Origin of the sequence: Selenomonas sp. oral taxon 892 str. F0426, from assembly GCF_000468035.1 — a bacterium.
Lineage (GTDB): Bacteria > Bacillota > Negativicutes > Selenomonadales > Selenomonadaceae > Centipeda.
The window spans coordinates 33,787-41,539 of the sequence record NZ_KI260514.1; the positions used below are offsets into that span (position 1 = coordinate 33,787).

Below are 7,753 nucleotides of genomic sequence, written 5' to 3' on the forward strand. Positions count from 1 at the left end.
GCTATGCCAACGTCTGGCAGGCAAAGTCCATCAATGGCGGTACGCCGAAGTTCAGCGTCTCGCTCATCATACCGAAGAGCGACACCAAGACAGTGACGGCAGTCAAGAATGCCATTCAGGCAGCATATGAGGAAGGGCAGTCGAAGCTCAAGGGTAACAGCAAGTCCGTCCCCGCGCTCACGGCGATCAAGAATCCACTCCGTGACGGCGATGCGGAACGCCCGGACGATGAGGCGTATAAGGACAGCTACTTCATCAACGCCAACTCTGCGACTGCGCCCGGCATCGTGGACGCCGCCCGCAATCCGATCATCGAGCACTCGGAGGTCTACTCCGGTGTGTATGGACGCGCAAGCATCAACTTCTACGCATTCAACAGCAACGGCAATCGCGGAATTGCCTGTGGGCTGAACAACCTGCAGAAGGTTTCTGATGGGGAGCCGCTCGGCGGCAAGACACGCGCCGAGGATGATTTCGCCGATGAGGACGAAGATTTCCTTAGCTAAATAGGACTAGGTGACAAAGGCAGCGGGGATTCTTCCTCGCTGCCTTTGTCACGGAAGGAGAACATACATGAAGTTCATTTCTATCGATCTTGAAACGCGGAGCAGTGTGGATATTGGAAAAAGTGGCGTTTACAGTTACGCTGAGACAGATGACTTTGAGATCCTGCTTTTTGGATATTCCGTGGATGGAGGCGCGGTGGAGGTCATCGATCTTGCCAGTGGAGAACAGATTCCACAGGAGATTCTGGATGCGCTGACCGATGAGAGCATCATCAAATGGGCGTTCAACGCCAATTTTGAGCGGGTTTGCCTGTCGCGTTACTTGTCGAACTTGGGGATAGACCTCGATCCGTTCCGTGACAATCATCTACTTTCCAAAGAGTGTGCCCGTTTTCTGAGTCCCCGCAGCTGGCGATGCACGATGGTCTGGTCGGCGTACATGGGGCTGCCGCTCTCTCTTGCCACCGTGGGCAGGGTGTTGAGATTGGAAGAACAGAAAATGACTGAGGGCAAGGCACTGATTCGCTATTTTTCAATGCCTCCGTTCCATGAACCCACAGGCGAGAAGTGGGAACTCTTTAAGTCTTACAATCGCCGCGACGTGGAAGTGGAGATGGCAATTCAGAAGCGACTGTCCAAATATCCTGCGCCACAGTCGGTATGGGATGAATATGTGCTCGACCAAGAAATCAATGATCGTGGAATACGGCTTGATATGCCGCTCGTGGAGAATGCCGTCCAGATTGACGAGATTACGAAAAATCAACTGATGGACAGACTGAAGACTCTGACCGGGCTTGAGAATCCGAACAGCGTGGCGCAGATGAAGGAATGGCTCAAAGAGCGCAGTGTCGAAGCCGACTCGCTTGACAAGAAGTCCGTGACTGCACTTCTTGCCATTGTTCCCGCTCCATTAAAGGACGTATTGTCACTACGTCAGCAGCTTGCGAAATCCTCAGTGAAGAAATATCAGGCGATGAGAAATGCCGCTTGTGCGGACAGCCGTGCGCGGGGAATGTTTCAGTTCTATGGGGCAAATCGTACCGGGCGTTTTGCGGGACGTATCGTGCAGTTGCAAAACCTTCCGCAGAACCATCTCCCAGATTTGGAGTGCGCTCGTGACCTTGTGCGGAAGGGAAATTATATGGCACTGGAAATGCTCTATGATTCTGTCCCAGACGTTCTGTCGCAGCTCATCCGTACTGCTTTTATTCCCAAGGATGGCAGGAAATTCATCGTTGCGGACTTTTCAGCCATCGAAGCAAGGGTATTGTCATGGCTTGCCAAGGAGCGATGGCGCATGGATGTTTTCGAGAGCAACGGCGACATCTACTGCGCCACAGCAGGTAGGATGTTTCATTGTAATGTGGTGAAACACGGCGAGAACGGGCATCTTCGGCAAAAAGGGAAGCAGGCAGAACTGGCCTGTGGTTATGGCGGATCCGTCGGTGCGCTGAAAGCGTTCGGCGCATTGGAATCCGGGATGAAGGAAGATGAGCTGAAGTCGCTCGTGGATGCTTGGCGTTCGGCAAATCCGAACATTGTGGATTTCTGGTGGGCAGTGGATCGTGCGGCAAAGGACTGCATCAAGGAGCGCAGCACAAAAGTCACGCACGGAATCCGGTTCATCTATCAGGGCGGTATGATGTTCATCGAACTTCCGAGCGGTCGCAGACTCTCCTATGTGAAGCCGCGCATCGGAGAAAATCAGTTTGGTGGTGAGTCCATTACCTACATGGGACTGGATCTCTCAAAAAAGTGGGCGCGGATCGAATCCTACGGTCCAAAACTCGTGGAGAATATTACGCAGGCGATCAGCCGCGACATTCTCTGCTATGCCATGCAGACACTGCGAACGATGGACATTGTCGCGCATGTCCATGACGAACTCATCATCGAATGCGACGAACGTGTCGCCTTCTCTGCAGTCTGTGAGCAGATGGAGAGAACCCCGCCGTGGGCAGAAGGACTGCTTCTCCATGCTGATGGTTTTGAGTGTTCGTTCTACCAGAAAGATTGACACTGTTCCTCCCTGAAAAATGGGAGGATTTTTTTTGATCTTTTTCGGCCACTTTGCCCCAAAACGTCCAGTGGGTTAGTGAAGGGAGATTTTTCCCGGTACATAAAGGAGAAGATATTTATGGACGTACAGGTATTCACCCACGAGGATTTCGGCTCGGTGCGTGTGTTTGAACGCAGTGGTGCGCCGTGGTTCGTGGGCAAAGATGTGGCAAACGTTCTCGGGTACAGCAATCCCCGTGATGCGTTGGCAAAGCGTGTTGACACGGAAGATAAGGGGGTAGCAAAATGCGACACCCTTGGCGGCGAGCAGGAAGTTACAGTGATCAACGAATCCGGGCTTTACAGTCTCATCCTTTCCTCGAAGCTGCCGGCAGCGAAGAAGTTCAAGCGATGGGTGACCTCGGAGGTGCTGCCCGCAATTCGGAGGCACGGTGTCTATGCGATTGACGAAATGCTCAAGAACTCCGAGGCGATGATCTGCGCATTGATGGCGTACAGGGAGGAACGCGAAAAGCGGCTGTCTCTCATGGAAGAGAATGCTGTGCAGAAGCAGCAGATTGCAGAGCTTCAGCCGAAAGCAAGCTACTACGACATTGTGCTGAACTGTCCCGACCTCGTTCCCATTTCCATTATCGCCAAGGACTACGGTTGGAGCGGCCGCCACATGAACCGCTATCTTTCCGCAAGCGATGTCCAGTACAAAATGGGCGGTGTCTGGCTGCTCTATCAGGAATATGCGGAAAAGGGCTACACCAGTACCAAGACACACGTCTATCCCGGCAAGGATGGTACGAACCACAGCAAGATTCACACCTACTGGACACAGGCGGGACGGCTTTTCATCTATGACCTCTTGAAAGCGGATGGGATTCTTCCCCTCATCGAGCAGTGATTTGAAAGTGGGGAGTCGCACCGTGCGGCTCCCTGCGGATTGGAGGAACTATGTGCATTCCAAGATACAACCACGAGGGCTATGCCGATCCTACAGCGCACGCAGCTCTCACCAAGGTATTCCGACAGAATCTGTTCACCTACATCTGCTCGCCCTATCGGGACAATCCGCGCGTCAACGTCATGCGGGCGCGGCAGTACTGTAAGTTTGCCGTGAGCAAGGGACGCATTCCCCTTGCGCCGCACTTGTACTTTCCTCAGTTCATGTCGGAGGTAGATGAGCGGGAGAAAGCGATGAATATGAACTTCGAGCTTTTGCGGCTGTGCGGCGAAATCTGGGTGTTCGGCGAGAGGATCACCGAGGGCATGGCAGCGGAGATTGCTCATGCCGAGAGACTGCGGAAGAACATCCGCTATTTCACCACGAAATGCGAGGAGGCATCTGTATGCAAATGACGCTCTATACGGCGGATTGTCGTGGCAAGGAAGACAATGCCATCTATCCCCATAAGTGCATCGTGAAATCAGCGGAGGACTTCAAAGCTGCCGTTGCTCGCGATCATGTGTGCGCGGCTTTTCGTAACAATCACCGTGGGAAGGAAAGATTCAGCGCATCCGACGTGGACGTGATGGATTGCGACAATGACCACTCGGAAAATCCCGACGATTGGATTACGCCGGAATCCCTAGCTGTTATTTTGGAGGGCGTGTGCTGCGCTGTTGCACCGAGCCGTCACAATATGAAACCCAAAGGGCAATATACGGCGCGCCCACGTTTTCATGTCTACTTTCCGCATCCTGAAATCACCGATGCAGACCAGTGCAGACGGCTCAAGGAAAATATCCATCGGCAGTTTCCGTTTTTCGATGACGGGGCACTGGATGCTGCTCGGTTCATCTATGGAAATCCCGTCGATGATGTGATCTGGCAGGAAGGCGATGTGACCATCGACTTCTGGTTCAAGGACAGGAGTATTCCCGAAGGAAGTCGTAACAACACACTCTCGCTGTTTGCCGGGCGTGTGCTGAAGCGGTACGGAATCTCTGAAAAATCCCATGAGATTTTCTTGGAGGAAGCCGCAAAATGCAGCCCGCCGCTGCCCGATGAGGAACTGTCAAAAATCTGGCGGAGTGCGTGCACCTTCGCTAGGAAGGTGCAGAAGCAGGACGGATATGTGCCACCCGAGGAATACGGGAACTCCTTGAAACCAAGCGATTACTCCGACATCGGGCAGGCGAAGATTCTGGCGCAGGAATATAAAAACGAGCTTCGCTTTACAACAGCCACGGACTATCTTCGCTACAACGGGAAATACTGGGAGGAGTCGAGGGAGCTTGCCGTTGGTGCGGCAGAGGAGTTCTTGGATCTTCAGCTTGCCGATGCGAAGGATGCCGTGGAGCGCAGTTTCAAGGCATTGTGTGAGGTCGGCGTTCCGGAGGATACCATTTACGCAGGCGGTAAGACGCTCGAAAAGCAAATCAGTGCGGATCAACATGATGCCTACACTGCATACATATCTGCCATGGCTTATAAAGCATTTGTCATGAAACGGCGGGACATGAAATACATTGTGTCCGCGCTACAGGCGGCAAAGCCGCTCCTCCTTTCAAAGCCCTCCGATCTTGACCGTGATGAGTTTCTTCTGAATTGCCATGATGGGACATACGATCTGCGCACCGGCACTCGCCAGGACTTTGCACCCGACGACCTTATTACGAAAATCTGCAGTACGGCTCCCGGCGATACAGGTCGGGAACTGTGGGCGGATTTTCTGAACACCATCTTTCTCGGTGATGCGGAACTGATCGCATATGTCCAGAAAATCTGCGGTCTTGGTGCGATAGGCAAGGTGTATATGGAGGCGGTCATCATCTCCTATGGCGAGGGGGCAAACGGCAAATCGACCTTCTGGAATACCATCGCATGGGCACTTGGCAGTTATGCCGGCAGTATCTCTGCCGATGCACTGGCGGCGGGCTGTAGGCGCAACGTGAAACCGGAGATAGCCGAGGTGAAGGGCAAGCGTCTCTTGATTGCTGCAGAACTTGAGGAAGGAATGCGCCTCTCTACGGCGACCGTAAAGCAGCTCTGTTCCACCGATCCGATCAAGGGTGAGAAGAAGTACAAGGAGCCGTTTGATTTCACACCGAGCCACACACTGGTGCTTTACACGAATCATCTTCCAAAAGTAGGCGCGATGGACAGGGGCATCTGGCGGCGGCTCATCGTCATTCCGTTCAATGCTGTCATCAGCGGGGCGGGAGACATTAAAAACTACGCCGGGCATCTTCAAAAGCACGCAGGTCAGTATGCCCTACGGTGGATTATCGAGGGCGCACAGAAAGCCATCGCGGAGAACTACCATCTGAAACGTCCGAAATGTGTCGAGGATGCCATCAATAGGTACAGGAGCGACAGCGACTGGCTCGCCCACTTCCTTGAAGAGTGCTGCGAGATTGGCGCAGATCATCACGAAAAATCCGGTGCGTTCTACAGTGCATATCGTGCTTACTGTGCGCGAACCGGAGATTTTATCCGCAGCACGACGGATTTTTATAACGCACTGGAACAGCGCGGCTTCAAGCGGGAAAAGCGGCGTGACGGACGGTTTGTTACAGGCGTTCGGTTGGCAGAGGAAGATGATGTGTGACAGTCGGTGACGGTCATACTATAAACCCCCTTTAGGGCTGTTTTATAGGAAAAATTGTCTATAAGGGGAGTTTGGTAATAGACCGTCACCGACTGTCACAGAACGACTATAAGCCCCGATATGACAGAGGTTTTAGCAGATATGAGAGAAAAAGTTATCGAGCACGCACTCGTGATGGCGACGAGGAGCAAAGGCGGCATCGCTCCGAAATTTACCTCGCCGGGATTTGCCGGAATGCCCGACCGACTGGTGCTTCTGCCACATGGCAGGATGGGCTTTGTGGAACTGAAAGCACCGGGCAGAAAGCCTCGACCGTTGCAGCTCGCCCGGCACAGACTGCTTCGGCGGCTTGGATTCAAGGTGCATGTGATTGACGAAATCAATCAGATTGACAAGGTTTTAACTGAGATAGGAGGTGATGCCCCATGAAGTTCATACCGCATGATTATCAGCAGTACGCCATCGACTTTATCGAAAGCCATCCGACTGCAGCCGTACTCCTGGATATGGGGCTTGGGAAGACCGTGATTACCCTCACAGCTCTCAATGACCTGCTCTTTGACTATTTTGAGATTTCCCGCGTCCTTATCATCGCGCCGCTGCGTGTGGCGCGGAACACATGGCCGCAGGAGATCGGAAAGTGGGAGCATCTGAAACATCTTCACTACTCCGTAGCAGTGGGGACGGAGAAAGAACGTCGGGAGGCACTTCGCAAGCAAGCCTCCCTCTACATCATCAACCGGGAGAATGTTCCGTGGCTCGTTGAGAAAACCGACTTCACCTACGATGCCATTGTGATTGATGAACTCTCGTCTTTCAAGAACTGGAGCAGTAAACGCTTCAAGGCACTTATGCAGGTTCGTCCCTCGGCAAAGAGAGTCATCGGGCTGACGGGAACGCCATCTGGCAACGGCTTGATGGATCTCTTTGCAGAGTTCAAGGTACTCGACATGGGACAGCGTCTGGGGCGGTTCATTACGAAGTATCGGCAAGATTACTTCAAACCGGATAAGCGCAACGGACAGGTGGTCTTCTCCTACGTCCCCTTGCCCGGAGCCGAGGAGCGGATTTACGAGAAAATCTCCGATATTACCATCTCCATGAAAGCCGCCGACCATCTGAGGATGCCGGAGCTGATCGAGAGCGAATACAGTGTTCGCATGAATGAGGAAGAGAAGAAAATGTATGCCGAGATGTGCGAGCAGTTGGTTTTGCAGATGAAGGGCGACGAGGTGACGGCGGCAAATGCCGGAGTCCTGTCTGGGAAACTCGCCCAGATGGCGAATGGTGCGGTTTACACTGACGATGGGACTACACTGCATATCCATGACCGCAAACTCGATGCCTTAGAGGACATCGTAGAGAGCATGAATGGCAAGCCGCTCCTCGTGGCATATTGGTTCAGGCATGATGCAGAGCGCATTGAAAAGCGTGTGACGTGTGTGCGACTGGATACAGATGACGCAATCGCCCGTTGGAATCGCGGCGAAATCTCCGTCGCACTCATCCATCCTGCAAGTGCGGGACACGGGCTGAACCTTCAGAGCGGCGGCTCAACCCTCGTTTGGTTTGGGATAACATGGAGCTTGGAGCTTTACCAACAGACCGTGGCGCGGCTCTATCGGCAGGGGCAGAGTGCCAAGACCGTCGTGGTGCAGCACATCATCGCCGAGGGCACGATTG

The 7,753-nt window shown here is 53.3% G+C and carries 7 protein-coding genes; all 7 read left to right on the forward strand.

Annotated features, from left to right (window positions below; all coding sequences use genetic code 11):
* On the forward strand, positions 1–506 hold a 506-nt coding region (locus tag HMPREF1992_RS00525; protein ID WP_021683841.1), incomplete at its 5' end, for a DUF2815 family protein.
* A 67-nt stretch (positions 507–573) separates the two neighbouring features.
* A complete protein-coding gene (locus HMPREF1992_RS00530; RefSeq protein ID WP_021683842.1) occupies positions 574–2,526 on the forward strand; it encodes a DNA polymerase in 1,953 nt (650 codons plus the stop codon).
* 120 nt (positions 2,527–2,646) lie between these two features.
* Positions 2,647–3,420, forward strand: a complete 774-nt coding sequence (locus HMPREF1992_RS11670) for a phage antirepressor KilAC domain-containing protein (protein WP_006696288.1) — start codon at positions 2,647–2,649, stop codon at positions 3,418–3,420.
* Positions 3,421–3,470: 50 nt separating this feature from the next.
* The gene (locus tag HMPREF1992_RS00540) at positions 3,471–3,875 is read left to right on the forward strand and encodes a DUF4406 domain-containing protein (protein WP_006696287.1); all 405 of its coding nucleotides are present in this window, start codon (positions 3,471–3,473) and stop codon (positions 3,873–3,875) included.
* On the forward strand, positions 3,866–6,070 hold the full coding sequence (locus HMPREF1992_RS00545; RefSeq protein WP_021683844.1) for a phage/plasmid primase, P4 family: 2,205 nt from the start codon (positions 3,866–3,868) through the stop codon (positions 6,068–6,070). Before HMPREF1992_RS00540 ends, HMPREF1992_RS00545 begins: the two co-directional genes overlap by 10 nt.
* A gap of 141 nt (positions 6,071–6,211) precedes the next feature.
* Positions 6,212–6,499 carry a VRR-NUC domain-containing protein gene (locus HMPREF1992_RS00550; protein ID WP_006696285.1) on the forward strand — a complete coding sequence of 96 codons (288 nt, stop codon included), beginning with the start codon at positions 6,212–6,214 and terminating at the stop codon, positions 6,497–6,499.
* The coding region (locus HMPREF1992_RS00555) for a DEAD/DEAH box helicase (RefSeq protein WP_021683846.1) at positions 6,496–7,753 on the forward strand (1,258 nt) is incomplete at its 3' end. The genes HMPREF1992_RS00550 and HMPREF1992_RS00555, both read left to right, overlap by 4 nt.

Coding starts and splice junctions, on each gene's coding strand:
- HMPREF1992_RS00540 (WP_006696287.1), top strand. CDS start 3,471: ATGTGCATTCCAAGATACAACCACGAGGGCTATGCCGATCCTACAGCG.
- HMPREF1992_RS00550 (WP_006696285.1), top strand. CDS start 6,212: ATGAGAGAAAAAGTTATCGAGCACGCACTCGTGATGGCGACGAGGAGC.
- HMPREF1992_RS11670 (WP_006696288.1), top strand. CDS start 2,647: ATGGACGTACAGGTATTCACCCACGAGGATTTCGGCTCGGTGCGTGTG.
- HMPREF1992_RS00545 (WP_021683844.1), top strand. CDS start 3,866: ATGCAAATGACGCTCTATACGGCGGATTGTCGTGGCAAGGAAGACAAT.
- HMPREF1992_RS00530 (WP_021683842.1), top strand. CDS start 574: ATGAAGTTCATTTCTATCGATCTTGAAACGCGGAGCAGTGTGGATATT.